Raw genomic sequence first — 12,517 nt, 5'->3', positions numbered from 1 at the left:
CACCTGAGGAAACGCAATGCTCACCAAGGACTTTGAGGTCGTCGATCCGCGCTTCGAATCCCTCGTTTTCGGCAATGTCCACGTGGACAAGCTCTACACCGGCACCCGCTGGGCGGAGGGACCGGCCTATTTTCCCGCCGGCAAGTATCTGATCTGGTCCGACATCCCCAACAACCGCCTGATGCGCTACGACGAGACGGACGGCTCGGTTTCGGTCTACGATCACGACAGTCGCAACCAGAACGGCCACACGGTCGACCGCGAAGGGCGGCTGGTCGCCTGCGAACATCGCGGGCGCTGTGTCAGCCGTATCGAGCCCGACGGAAGCCGCACAATCCTCGCCTCGAAATTCGAGGGCAAGCGGCTCAACTCTCCCAATGACGCGGTGGTGAAATCGGACGGCTCCATCTGGTTCACCGATCCGACCTACGGTATCGATTCCCAGTACGAGGGCGATGCCGCGCCTTCGGAGATCGGTGCCTCCTACGTCTATCGCATCGCTCCGCGCGGAGGAAAGATCGAGGCCGTGGCCAAGGATTTCGTGAAGCCGAACGGCCTGGCCTTCTCGCCTGACGAATCCAAGCTCTACATCGTGGATACGGGCGCCACCCATGTGAAGAACGGCCCGCGTCATATCCGCGTCTTCGACGTCGGCGCCGACGGCATCACCCTGACGGGCGGCAAGGTGTTCGCCACCTGCCCGGTCGGTCTTTATGACGGGCTCCGCATCGACATCCACGGCAACATCTGGACCTCGTCGGGCGAAGGCGTGCTGTGCTACGCGCCGGACGGTACCCTGCTCGGCAAGGTGCTGATTCCCGAAGTCGTGGCCAATGTCGAATTCGGCGGCCCCAAGCGCAACCGCCTCTACATCTGCGGCACGACCTCGCTCTATGCGGTGTACCTCAATACCCAGGGCGCCAAGCGTCCGGTGAAGTAGCCCGGGATCGCCGGCATCCCTGCCTGCATCCTCCCTTCCGGACTAGGGCTCGATCACGACGTCGTAGGCCGGGGCTTGCGCCAGCCCCGGCAAGCTGTAGTGCCACCATTCGCGAGCATAGTTCGCCAGCCCATGCGCCGCGAAGGCCGCCACCAGCGCCTTGCGGTTGGCGCCGGCCTCCCGCGAAACCGCCCTGCTCGCCGTCCAGGATTTCGGATCGAACAAATCGAACCCGCCGCCGAAGTCGACCGGCACGGCCTCGCCCTTCTCGTCCAGGCGTTCTGCCCCGGCATCGACGGCGATGCCCCGGGAGTGGCCGGAAGTGCGGGCGATGTAGCCGAGCCGGAAGAGATCCTTCTTGTCGATATCGGGGTAGAACTCGGCCTTGGCGGCCTGGTCGGCCGGATCGCGCGCCCAAGCCACGAAAGCGGCCACAGCCCGCTTCGGCCGATAGCAGTCATAGACGACCAGGCGCCAATGGCGGCGCTCCAGATCCTGCTGCACGGCGGCGAGCGCCTGCGCCGCCTCGCGGCGCAGCCAGCAGGCGCCGGCCCCGTAGCCCGCCACGCGCTGGCCGGTAAAGTTGTGGGCCGTGGCGTAGCGCATCTCCTGGCGGATGGCGGGGGCGACGTCGGCAAGGCGCACGAAGCCCGGCGGAAGGTCGGCGGCGGCGGCCGGCCCGGCGACAAGCGCCGTGGACAGGGCGAAGGAAGCAAGGGCGGTCAGGCCGTCCACTCTCCACCTCAATTCTGCGGCTCGCATTCCGTTTCGGGTGCCGGCGAAAGCAGGAATATCCGGTGCTCGGGCCCATCGACGGTCTGGAAGCTCGCGCTTCCCTGCGCATCGGGGTGCTCGACCTGCACGCCGGCCTCAGGCAGGTCGAGACGAATGCCCCTGGCATTCTGCGTCGCTACCAGCCTGCCTCCGTCGCCATCGAGCACGCAGGAAAACACCTTTCCCTGCTGCCTGCAGCCGCCTCCTGCCCACCATTGCCGCTTGTCGCCGCGAAACCACATGCCGACGCCGACGCCCGTGCCGTTGTCGGCGAGCAGCCGGACGGTGATGCGGGTCACGCGCTGGTCGACATGCTTGACGAGGTGGGCGGTATCGTAGTCGCGGGCATAACAGAGGACGGCCGAGGCAGGGCCCGCAGCCGCAAGGGAAGCGGGGAGCGCACACGCGATGACGAGCAATCCTCTTGGTATCATCGCGGCCTCGCGCTCCGACTTATTTCTCTGGCATCTCACGCCGGATACGCTTATGTCCAGCGCGCTATGTCATTGATCAAGATCTGTGGTCTTTCCACCCCCGAAACATTGGAAGCAGCCCTTGCCGCCGGCGCGGACATGGTCGGCTTCATGTTCTTCGAGAAATCACCACGGAATTTGAGCTACGACAGGGCCGCCGAGCTGGGATCGCTGGTGAAGGCGCGCGCCCGCAAGATCGCGATCAGCGTCGATGCCGACGACGCGCAACTCGACGCCATCGCAGCCGCGCTGAAGCCGGACGGGCTGCAGTTGCATGGCAAGGAAAGCCCCGAGCGCGTCGCCGCGATCAAGCAGCGCTACGGCGTCCTCACCTGCAAGGTGATCGGCGTGTCCACCGCGGAGGACCTCGCCGCCGCGACGGCCTATCGCGACGTGGCCGACTGGCTGCTGCTCGACGCCAAGCCGCCGAAGGGCGCCGTCCTGCCCGGCGGCAACGGCGTTGCCTTCGACTGGTCGCTGCTCAACCATCTCGACCGCGCTTTGCCTTTCATGCTATCGGGCGGGCTCGACCCCGCCAATGTTGCCGAAGCCATCCGCATCAGCCGCCCCGACGGAGTCGACGTTTCGTCGGGCGTCGAAGACAGGCCCGGCGTGAAGAACCCCGACAAGATCAGGGCTTTCGTGGAGGCAGCTCGCGCCGCTTTCGCGTCATCCCGCTGAGAACAGGCTGAAACGATGAACGATACGCCCAAGCTCAATTCCTTCCGCAACGGACCCGATGAGCGGGGGCATTTCGGCCAGTTCGGAGGCCGCTTCGTGGCCGAGACGCTGATGCCGCTGATCCTCTCGCTGGAGGAAGCCTACAAGCAGGCCAAGACCGATCCTTCCTTCCAGAAGGAGATGGACGGGTACCTCAGCCACTATGTGGGCCGCCCCTCGCCGCTCTACTTCGCCGAGCGGCTGACCGAACATCTGGGCGGTGCCAAGATCTATCTGAAGCGCGAGGAACTGAACCATACCGGTTCCCACAAGGTGAACAACGTGCTCGGCCAGATCATGCTGGCCCGCCGCATGGGCAAGCCGCGCATCATCGCCGAGACCGGCGCCGGCCAGCACGGGGTCGCCACGGCCACGCTCTGCGCCCGCTTCGGCCTGAAATGCGTGGTGTACATGGGCGCCGTCGACGTCGAGCGGCAGCAGCCCAATGTGTTTCGCATGAAGATGCTGGGTGCCGAGGTAGTGCCGGTCCAATCCGGTTCGAAGACGCTCAAGGACGCCATGAACGAGGCGCTGCGCGACTGGGTCACCAACGTGCACGACACCTTCTACTGCATCGGCACGGTGGCCGGGCCCCACCCCTACCCAGCGATGGTGCGCGACTTCCAGTCCATCATCGGCCGTGAGACCCGCACGCAGCTCCAGGAAATGGAAGGGCGCCTGCCCGACAGCCTCATCGCCTGCGTGGGCGGCGGCTCCAATGCCATGGGCCTGTTCCATCCCTTCCTCGACGATCCTTCGGTGGAGATCTATGGCGTCGAGGCTGCCGGCCACGGGCTCGACAGCCTGCATGCCGCCTCGATCACCGGGGGCCGTCCCGGCGTTCTTCACGGCAATCGCACCTATCTGCTGATGGATGCCGACGGGCAGATCGAGGAGGCCCACTCCATCTCCGCCGGCCTCGACTATCCCGGAATCGGCCCGGAGCATTCCTGGCTGCACGATACCGGCCGCGCCAAATACATCTCCGCGACCGACAAGGAGGCGCTCGACGCCTTCATGCTGCTTTCGCGGCTCGAGGGCATCATTCCCGCGCTCGAATCGGCCCATGCCATCGCCAAGGTGGTCGAGCTCGCGCCCACCAAGCCGAAGGATCACCTCATGGTGGTCAACCTGTCGGGCCGCGGCGACAAGGACGTGCCCCAGGTGTCCGAGATCCTGGGTGGAATGTGATGACCTTGCCCGGGACCGCCGGCATCCTGCCGGCTCTTGGAAACGCTGCGTTCGTGGGAGCGGAAGATGCCGGCAGGATGCCGGCGATCCCGGAAAGCCGTCGCTCCCGCCACCCCATCCTGCCGCCTCCCACCTTCCGATAGGCCCAGCCCGACATGACCAGCCGCCTCACCGCCCGCTTCGCCGCTCTGGCCGCTGAAAAGCGCGCCGCCCTGGTGACCTTCATCACCGCGGGCGATCCCGACATCGAGACCTCGGCGAAGATCCTGGCAGGCCTGCCGGCCGCCGGCGCCGACATCATCGAGCTCGGCATGCCCTTCACCGATCCGATGGCCGACGGCCCCGCCATCCAGGCGGCGGGCCTGCGCGCCCTCAAGGCCGGCATGACGCTGACCAAGACGCTCGGCGTCATCGGTGAGTTCCGCAAGGGCGACGACAAGACGCCGATCATCCTGATGGGCTATTTCAATCCGATCTACATCTACGGAGTGGAACGCTTCCTCAAGGATGCGAAGAGCGCCGGCGTGGACGGCCTGATCGTGGTCGATCTTCCGCCGGAAGAAGATGACGAACTCTGCCTGCCGGCGCTCAAGGCCGGCATCGCCTTCATTCGCCTCGCCACGCCCACGACCGACGACAAGCGCCTGCCCAAGGTCCTGCAGAACACCTCAGGCTTCGTCTACTACGTCTCGATCACCGGCATCACCGGCTCGGCCACGCCCGACTTCGGCGTGGTGGCCAGCGCAGTCGACCGCATCAAGCAGCATACCGACCTGCCCGTCTGCGTCGGCTTCGGCGTGAAGACGGCCGAGCACGCCAGGGCCATCGCCAAGGGCGCCGATGGCGTGGTGGTCGGCTCCGCCCTGGTGGAAGCCGTGCGCGGCTCGCTGGAAGGCGACAACAAGGCGACGGACAGGACGGTGCCGGCCGTGCTGTCGCTGGTCGGCGAGATCGCCAGGGGCGCCCACTCGGTGACCAAGTAGGCCGAAGGCATCTTCCCGGGAATACGGACATCCTGTCCGCTCCGCGCTCCCGGTTAAAACAGCTCCGGCCTCCTCAGCTTGAGATTCTGGACGAGCGCATAGGTCTTGAGGTCCGTCAGATCGCCTCGCTCGGCCATGGCGTCGAGTTCGCCGAGCCCGATCTCGATCACCTCGATCTCCTCGTTCTCCTCCTCCAGTCCGCCGCCGTCGCCCACGCGGCTGGCCGAGGAATATTCGGCGAGAAACATGTGCATCTTCTCGGTGGAGATGCCGGGCATCACATAAAAGGCTCCGAGCGGAACGAGCCCTTCCAGCTTCAGCCCCGCCTCCTCCATCGCCTCGCGCCGGGCGCAATCGGCCGGATCGTCCTCATCCAGGATACCCGCGGGCGCTTCCAGGGAGGATTCGGTGCCATGTCCCTTCAGGATCGCCACCCGGAGCTGGCGCACCAGCAGCGCCACCCGCCGGACCGGGTCGAAGGGCAGCACCGCGACCGCATCGCCGTGATCCTCGACGCTGCGGTGGATCACCGCCCCGCGAGGCGTACGCACCTTCACCATGAGCAGGCGGTTCCAGCCATCATAGAGCAGGGCTTCGTCGAGAATTGCTGCGGACACCGGCACACTCCTTCGGATCTCGCGCCACACAAACCCAGCAAAGCGTCAAACGCAAGGCGCGGGGAGTTGAATCTGCCTGCCGTCACACCAATATCAAAAAGGCTGAGAAAGGGCGTTGACATCGGCCGATGCCCCCCCTAGAAGACGCCCCACGCCCAGATGGCGGAATTGGTAGACGCGCTGGTTTCAGGTACCAGTCTTGCAAGAGGTGGAGGTTCGAGTCCTCTTCTGGGCACCATTCCCTCCCGTTTCACGAACGGGGACAATAACTTAAAGATTGTCAAAGAGTTGCGATTGCGCCACCGTGTAACAAAGGTGGCAAACCGTGCTCTATCGTGTGGTCCGTCCTGTGCGACGTAGCGACTCCCGCATCCCCTATTTTGTCCAGAGAATCCCGGCCGATGTGGCGGGCCTAGCGTCCGGCCTCACGCTGGAAGTTCCCGTGGCCGGCATCACGGTCCCCGTAAAGATCACCCCCAAGACCCAATCCGTGCGGGTCTCCCTGCGGACCCCGGACCCCAGCCTCGCGAAGATCCGCCAAGCCGAGATCGCGGCATACCTAGAGGCATTCTGGCAGAGCCTCCGCGAGGATGCTCCCCTCTCCCTCACTCCCCGGCAGGCCACCGCCTTGGCCAAAGATCTCTACGTGTCCTGGGCAAACGAAGAGGCTGGCGAGAAGGTCACCTCAGGCACCATCGGGTTTGACGGCAAGTGGACCTCGGATACCCCGCCGAATCTCGAAGAGGTCCGCGCCGGGTGGGCGAACGTTGCCGAGCGGATGGAGGCTTTGGCGGCAAGCGGAGAAACCACAGACCTAGAGGCCCAACTGGGGCCGCTCGTGACGCGTCGCTTGGCCGCCAAGGGCATCTCGCGGGTAACGCCCGAGACACGGGACCTCCTCCTTGTCAGCTTCGCGGAGGCACTGCGGGACGGCTTCGCGAGCCGCAGGAGGAATGCAGAGGGCGACTACTCGCCGGACCCCAAGGCCTCGCGGTTCCCTGAGTGGCAGGCACCCGGCGAGCCTCCGAAGGTGTCCGGCTCCGTCACCCTTACGGGTCTGGTTGATTCGTGGTGGACAGAGGCGAAGGCTGCCGGCCGGACCCAGAGCACCTACGAGAGCTACCGCAATACGATGGGCCGCCTCGTGGCCTTCCTGAAGCACAACGACCCAGGCCGGCTTACAGTAGCCGATGTGATTGCCTTCAAGGACTATCGCCTTGCGGAGGGAGTGAGCCCGAAAACGGTGGGAGACAGTGACATCGCCGGGCTTCGCTCGGTCTTCACGTGGGCCGTGGCGAACCGGAAGATTCCCGCGAATCCCACAGATGGAGTCAAGGTCACTCGCGCCAAGACAGTCCGCACGCGGTCCAAGGCGTTCACCCCGAAGGAAGCCAGTGCGATCCTGAAGCATGCCACAGAGGTCACTCGCGGCCGGGAGCATCCCAAGCTATTCGCGGCCAAGCGGTGGGTCCCCTGGCTCTGTGCCTACACCGGGGCACGCGTTGGGGAGATCGTTCAGCTACGCAAGGAGGACGTGAAGAAGGTTGGGGACCTCTGGACCATCACGATCAACCCCGAGGCCGGTACGGTGAAGGACAAGGAGATCCGGGAAGTGCTCCTTCATCAACATGTGGTGGACCTCGGGTTCCTCGACTTCGTGAGAGCCTCAAAGCCCAGCCACCTCTTCCTGACACCCAAGGAGAACGGCGAAGTCCGGGGACCATGGAGGACCGCTAAGAACCGCCTTGTCGAGTTCGCCCGCGAGGTCGTCACAGACCCGAGAGTCCAGCCCAATCATGGTTGGCGCCACATGTTCAAGACGGTGGGGCGGCAGGCCGGCATTGAGGACAGCGTGTTGGATGCCATCTGCGGACACGAGCCGGGGACGGTGGGCGGCGATTACGGGGAGGTGACCCTAGAGGCCCAGGCGATGGCCTTCGAGAAGTTCCCGAGGTTCGAACCTACTTGATATGAGCAACCAGCCTAAGCGGCCGGCGGTTTCTTTTTTGAGTTCGTAGAATTCAGCATCGAAGTATCGGTTAAAGATGGATTCCACATCTGCTCAACGACAGTCAGCGCGTATTTTTTTGCCTCCTCATTGCCAATTCGCCCTGCTTCCGAAGTAGCTTGCCCGTGGCGGCGATTCGCTTCGTCGTTAAAGCCGCTCTGCCGCTCCGCAACCGCCCAGGACCCGTAAGTATCAGAGCGCATTCGCCGGCTTGTGTCATTATCCCCAATCGGCTCTTGTAGAGACAACTCAAAGTGTTGCCGTCCGGCTTCGGAGTTACCCTGATTAAATAAGAACCGAGCGAATCCGCGAAGATTTTGTGCACGAATTGTGGGAGTCGGAGACTTTGCGACGCAGGCCCGCCAATGATAGTCGGCCCGCGCATAGTCACCAGCGCTTTCCATGGCGCCGGCCACAAGGTTGTGATCTACATCTGTTACCATTTTGGGAATTTCTGCCATCAACACCTCAGCGTGTGCAGAGAGATAGCGGCGCTGTGAATTAAAATTCCTTCTCATATTGATATCTTTGTCCGTAAGACTGCCTGTTAGTTTGGTAAACTCGATATTAGTCTGCGCAATGGCAGCAATAGTGTCTGTAAGAGCCTTTCGAGCAGAGATTTTATCCTGCCATTTCTTTTGCCTATATGTAACTACGAGCGAAATGATTGACAGAGTGAACGAGGCCACGCTTAGAAGCAGTGGAAGCCCCGAGAGTACACTATCGAAGGCCATAAATCTCTCCTCGGCCGGCTTTATCATTTAAGCCAAATGATAATTCATACTTGACCAAATTCGAAGAGAGGACTCGAAGCAAGCCAAGCGAGTCGGGACAATCGGCTCTCGTCTGGCGGCAGTCCTCAGCGAATGGCGCGGGAGACGACTCCAAATGATAGCCATCGGCCTCATCTGCTTTCAACATCCAGTGCTCTTCCGGCCTGATACGCCCCCACGCAGCGCTCCCAGGACCCAATGCCCCGTTCCTGACACCAACTGGCGAGGAGGTCCGGACGGGGACCCGGAGCCGCTACCGTAGGTGGCCGGGTGAGGTCATGGACAATCCAAGGAATGATAAACGGACCCCAGGCGAGGAGACCCATCAAGAGGAGCCAGGCCAGCGCCTTTTGGTCTGCCGTCAAGTGGAAGCGAGGGAGAGACATTGCCGAACCCTGAATAGCCCCGAGTTTCGTGGACACCCTTGGGTTACATTTCCTGCTGCCGTTCGAACTCGACGGGTGACAGCATCCCGTTTCTGACGTGCTTGCGCTTGGGGTTGTAGAACATCTCGATGTAGTCGAACACGTCCTTCCTTGCCTCCTCGCGTGTTCGGTAGATCCTGCGCCGTATCCTCTCGCGTTTGAGGAGATTGAAGAAGCTCTCCGCCACGCCATTGTCATGGCAGTTGCCGCGACGGCTCATCGAGTGCTCAAGATTGTGGTGCTTCAGGAACGCCGCCCAGTCCATGCTAGTGAACTGCGAGCCCTGATCGGAATGGACTAGAACCTTGCTCTTCGGCTTTCGACGCCACACCGCCATGAGCAACGCCTGCAGCACGACATCGGTGGTCTGCCTGCTCTGCAACGACCAGCCGATGAGGCGGCGCGAGAACAGGTCGATCACCACGGCTAGATAGGCAAAGCCCTCCTGGGTCCGGATGTAGGTGATGTCTGTCACCCACGCCTTATCCGGCGCATTGACATCGAACTGCCGGGCAAGGGTGTTGTCGACCACGACCGACGGCTTGCCGCAATGGAAGCCGGGCCGACGCTTGTAGCCGATCTGCGCCTTGATCCCGGCCAGTCTCGTGAGACGAGCGATGCGGTTGGCACAACTGGTCTCTCCCTGATCGAGGAGGTCGTCATGCAGCTTGCGATAGCCGTAGACCCTGCCGCTTTCCTTCCAGGCCCTGCTGAGAAGCTCTGTCTGACGGACATCTTCCCGAGCCCGTTTGCTCAACGGGTTCTTCAGCCAGGCATAGAAACCACTGGGCCGGATACGCAGGCAGCGGCACATCGCCCGCACTGTGAACTGCTGGCGATGCTCGGCAACAAACGCGTATCTCACTTTGCATCCTTGGCGAAATACGCGGTGGCTTTTTTTAAGATGTCGCGCTCCTCGATGACGCGCGCCAGTTCCTTCTTCAGACGACGTATCTCTGCCGCCTGATCCCCATCGCTTCCTGATGGCTTCGAGAACTTCTTCTTCCACGCGTAGAGCGAGTGTTGGCTCACGCCCAGCCGCTGCGACACCTCCGCAACCGGATAGCCGCGCTCCGTGATCTGCGCGACAGCATCGCGCTTGAACTCGTCACTGAAATTGCCAGACCCCATCATGGCCTCCTTGCCTCAAAATTAGAGAAGAAGGCGTCCACAAATCTAGGGGCTATTCAGGATGGCCAACATCGAGCCGGACCCGAGGGACCTGATGGTGCCCTTCCCATCCGAGCTCATGGCCATGTGGCCGATTTCCTCGAAGGTGAGCACGGCGAGCTATAACCAGCCCGATATTACAGACCCGATAGAGGACGATCCGCTGCTTTGAGGTCCCACTAGGATATGCTATCGGTGCTTCATGGAGCTCCCAAGAGAAACGTTCCGGTCAAAATGCAGGAAGTATTGGTTCCTTGCACCGGTGTTATTTTTGAGTTCAACTATCTTAAAGCTTATTCAAACGTGGGGCCACGACATCCGGGACGCTTTGCTGTACGGGGTGTTCATGGGCCTCTTCGTTGTTCCAGCCCTGGCGTCACTCGAACTGTTCGTGGAGGCAATTCGCCGGGCATGGGCTCGGCGCTAATCGCGGTGCTGCGCTTTTGACTATCCTCTCAGTCCTCACTGCGCCTGTCGGCATGCGGGAGCCGTTGATAGAAGAGGTCCCGCGCATAAGCCTTGAATACCTTGGCGGTGATCTCCTCGACCTCCTGCCGGAGAGCCGCGAGGTCCCGCTGCATGGCGTCATTGAGAACGATGAGGGCACGTACGGCCGCCACCGGGTCTCCGCCGCAGTCCGCGATGGCCTGGGCTACGGAGGCTTCCAGTTGGGCCGCGTCACTGGCAACAAGAGGAGGGGAAGAAGCCTCGGGCATCGTCTCGGATTCCAGTCATGGTGTGCGCTGACGGTACCGCGACGGGTTGGGCTTGGCGAGTCTTTTGTTCACTCTATGTTCCCATCGATCTCTTGTCGCCTTAGCAGAGCCCACGGCGGAGGCAAGCATTTTATCTGATGCCAGATGCCCGCTTAGCCGCCGTTCGCTATGGAATCTTTGAGAAGGAGGGCTTGCCTTCGCCACGAAAATCTCCCTCATACTCTTTGTCCCCTGCGCAGTTTTCTTTTGGTGAGAGCTGCGAGGCGAGATGGACCCCTCAATTCACGTACAGATAAGCGCTAGTGGCTTTGAGGCCACCGCCTCGGGTTGGCTTGGCGTCGCCGCCGTGGTCATCCTCAGCGCCATGGTGATCTTTGTGGCACCCTGGGTCTGGCGGTACACCCTTCCCGGACGCAGCTCGAAGCCGCCCGGCCGGCCACCACAGGAAACCCTGCCCGGCCCTGACTCGCAGGAGGCCCACAGGCGGCCACCATCTCGGCCGGCACTCCCGGATTCCGAAAAGCAGAAAGCCCGCCAGTGACTCTTAGCGGGCTCTCTAGGGGGCATTCCGGTCGCGCAGATGGACGCGGCCTGTTGCTGCTATATGGTGCGAAGAGTTCGGGGAGGTGCCACAATGCGACTATCGGGACTTGCCGTTTTCGCCGCAGCCTTTGTCTTCAGCATTGTCGCAAGAGCAGAGTCGTCCAACTGGCCCTGGTACTTAGAAACAACAACCAATGGCCATATCTATCTAGGCGACACTCCCAACAAAGAGCAATGTCAGGCTGCCCTGAGAAAGTTACTTATCCGTCCTCTCACCGCCCGAGAGCAGCGCGAACAAGATAATGACTTAGCCACGAAGATGAAATTCGTCCACGCCAATGGCTGCACTGGCTATCAAATTGAGCCCGGTACTGCAGGGAGCCGGATGGTAGACGGAATCAAAATCTGCCACATCCCGCCGTGCTGCCAATGGGCACCCGAAGTCTATAAGGATTTTATGGGCCAGCCGGTGATCAAAGCCCGATGCATACAAGCCATCAAATAGCGACACGGAAAGCTGACGCATGAACCATCCAATACGTTTCTTCGGGACCTCCGAGAAAATTCTGTCGTTACGTCCTATTGGCTACAGCCCCTTCAATAGCCCGGTAGACGCTCCCCCGGCCAATCCCCAAGGCCTTTGAGATCTCCGTGGGGGTCCTGCCTTCCGCGTGCATCCTGCGGACCTCATCGGCCTTCGCCCTCGCAGTGGGCTTCCGACCTTTGTAGACCCCCTCAGCCTTGGCCTTGGCGATGCCTTCCTTCTGGCGTTCCAGCATCATCTCGCGTTCGAACTGTGCGAACCCCGAGAAGATATTCAGGATGAGCCGTCCGGTGGCGCTCTTGGTGTCCACCGTCTCGCCTCCCAGGTTGAGGACCCGCAGAGCCACGCCCTTGGCGTCCAGCTCCTTCACGATGTCCCAGAGGCCCACCGTCGAGCGGGCCAGGCGGTCTACCTTCGTGACCACCAGTGTGTCGCCGTCCCGGGCGAACGCCACGGCCTGGGCAAGCTCCGCACGGGTGGCGATGGATGAGATGCGCTCTGAAAAGATCCTCTCGCAGCCAATGGCTTTGAGGTCCCGGAGCTGGGCTTCAAGGCCCGCTTCCTGTTCCGTGGTCGATGTCCTGGCGTAGCCGATAAGCATGTGCTTCAAGCCCCTCAATGTCCAATAGGGTCTTGGCTA

At 62.2% G+C, this 12,517-nt stretch carries 14 protein-coding genes and 1 tRNA gene; 8 read left to right on the top strand and 7 right to left on the bottom strand.

The genetic code is table 11. The annotated features are described in order from the left end of the window. Positions 1-16: 16 nt before the first annotated feature. A complete protein-coding gene (locus AC6H34_RS13700; RefSeq protein ID WP_497539146.1) occupies positions 17-940 on the top strand; it encodes an SMP-30/gluconolactonase/LRE family protein in 924 nt (307 codons plus the stop codon). 42 nt (positions 941-982) lie between these two features. Here AC6H34_RS13700 and AC6H34_RS13695 read toward each other — a convergent pair whose 3' ends face one another. Then, positions 983-1,675, bottom strand: a complete 693-nt coding sequence (locus AC6H34_RS13695) for a M15 family metallopeptidase (RefSeq protein WP_497539145.1) — start codon at positions 1,673-1,675, stop codon at positions 983-985. A gap of 8 nt (positions 1,676-1,683) precedes the next feature. Next, on the bottom strand, positions 1,684-2,133 hold the full coding sequence (locus tag AC6H34_RS13690) for a hypothetical protein (RefSeq protein WP_448149444.1): 450 nt from the start codon (positions 2,131-2,133) through the stop codon (positions 1,684-1,686). Between the two features lie 81 nt (positions 2,134-2,214). Here AC6H34_RS13690 and AC6H34_RS13685 point away from each other — a divergent pair, with 81 nt between their 5' ends. The 3 genes from AC6H34_RS13685 to trpA all read left to right on the top strand — a co-directional run bounded on the left by AC6H34_RS13685 (position 2,215) and on the right by trpA (position 5,081). Next, positions 2,215-2,868, top strand: a complete 654-nt coding sequence (locus AC6H34_RS13685) for a phosphoribosylanthranilate isomerase (protein ID WP_497539144.1) — start codon at positions 2,215-2,217, stop codon at positions 2,866-2,868. Between the two features lie 15 nt (positions 2,869-2,883). Further along, on the top strand, positions 2,884-4,098 hold the full coding sequence (gene trpB, locus AC6H34_RS13680; RefSeq protein WP_497539143.1) for a tryptophan synthase subunit beta: 1,215 nt from the start codon (positions 2,884-2,886) through the stop codon (positions 4,096-4,098). 155 nt (positions 4,099-4,253) lie between these two features. Then, a complete protein-coding gene (trpA, locus tag AC6H34_RS13675; RefSeq protein ID WP_448149447.1) occupies positions 4,254-5,081 on the top strand; it encodes a tryptophan synthase subunit alpha in 828 nt (275 codons plus the stop codon). 53 nt (positions 5,082-5,134) lie between these two features. Here trpA and AC6H34_RS13670 read toward each other — a convergent pair whose 3' ends face one another. Continuing rightward, a complete protein-coding gene (locus AC6H34_RS13670; RefSeq protein WP_448149448.1) occupies positions 5,135-5,698 on the bottom strand; it encodes an NUDIX domain-containing protein in 564 nt (187 codons plus the stop codon). 153 nt (positions 5,699-5,851) lie between these two features. On the opposite strand from AC6H34_RS13670, the gene AC6H34_RS13665 reads away from it, so the two are divergent. Both AC6H34_RS13665 and AC6H34_RS13660 read left to right on the top strand, forming a co-directional pair. Further along, a tRNA-Leu gene (locus tag AC6H34_RS13665) sits at positions 5,852-5,936 on the top strand. A 204-nt stretch (positions 5,937-6,140) separates the two neighbouring features. Beyond that, a complete protein-coding gene (locus AC6H34_RS13660; protein WP_497539142.1) occupies positions 6,141-7,667 on the top strand; it encodes a tyrosine-type recombinase/integrase in 1,527 nt (508 codons plus the stop codon). A 14-nt stretch (positions 7,668-7,681) separates the two neighbouring features. Here AC6H34_RS13660 and AC6H34_RS13655 read toward each other — a convergent pair whose 3' ends face one another. Both AC6H34_RS13655 and AC6H34_RS13650 read right to left on the bottom strand, forming a co-directional pair. Further along, entirely contained in the window at positions 7,682-8,440 is a 759-nt protein-coding gene (locus AC6H34_RS13655) for a hypothetical protein (RefSeq protein ID WP_497539141.1), read from the bottom strand. A 468-nt stretch (positions 8,441-8,908) separates the two neighbouring features. Further along, positions 8,909-10,035, bottom strand: a protein-coding gene (locus AC6H34_RS13650) for an IS3 family transposase (protein WP_497539892.1) whose coding sequence is annotated in 2 segments (ribosomal slippage) — positions 8,909-9,795 and positions 9,795-10,035 — 1,128 coding nt in all. Because the reading frame shifts where the segments join, the coding sequence is not laid out codon by codon here. Positions 10,036-10,096: 61 nt separating this feature from the next. Here AC6H34_RS13650 and AC6H34_RS13645 point away from each other — a divergent pair. After that, on the top strand, positions 10,097-10,246 hold the full coding sequence (locus AC6H34_RS13645; protein ID WP_497539140.1) for a hypothetical protein: 150 nt from the start codon (positions 10,097-10,099) through the stop codon (positions 10,244-10,246). 283 nt (positions 10,247-10,529) lie between these two features. Here AC6H34_RS13645 and AC6H34_RS13640 read toward each other — a convergent pair whose 3' ends face one another. After that, positions 10,530-10,790 (bottom strand): hypothetical protein, encoded by a 261-nt coding sequence (locus AC6H34_RS13640; RefSeq protein WP_497539139.1) that lies wholly within the window; start codon positions 10,788-10,790, stop codon positions 10,530-10,532. Between the two features lie 634 nt (positions 10,791-11,424). On the opposite strand from AC6H34_RS13640, the gene AC6H34_RS13635 reads away from it, so the two are divergent. Then, on the top strand, positions 11,425-11,838 hold the full coding sequence (locus tag AC6H34_RS13635) for a hypothetical protein (RefSeq protein WP_497539138.1): 414 nt from the start codon (positions 11,425-11,427) through the stop codon (positions 11,836-11,838). A gap of 67 nt (positions 11,839-11,905) precedes the next feature. Here AC6H34_RS13635 and AC6H34_RS13630 read toward each other — a convergent pair whose 3' ends face one another. Beyond that, positions 11,906-12,478, bottom strand: coding sequence for a recombinase family protein (locus tag AC6H34_RS13630; protein ID WP_497539137.1), 573 nt, complete (start codon positions 12,476-12,478; stop codon positions 11,906-11,908). Positions 12,479-12,517 lie beyond the last annotated feature (39 nt).

This window comes from Labrys sp. ALF-8 (assembly GCF_059699065.1).
Note: the sequence above shows the minus strand (reverse complement) of the source record. Positions and strands in the feature narration are given on the sequence as shown.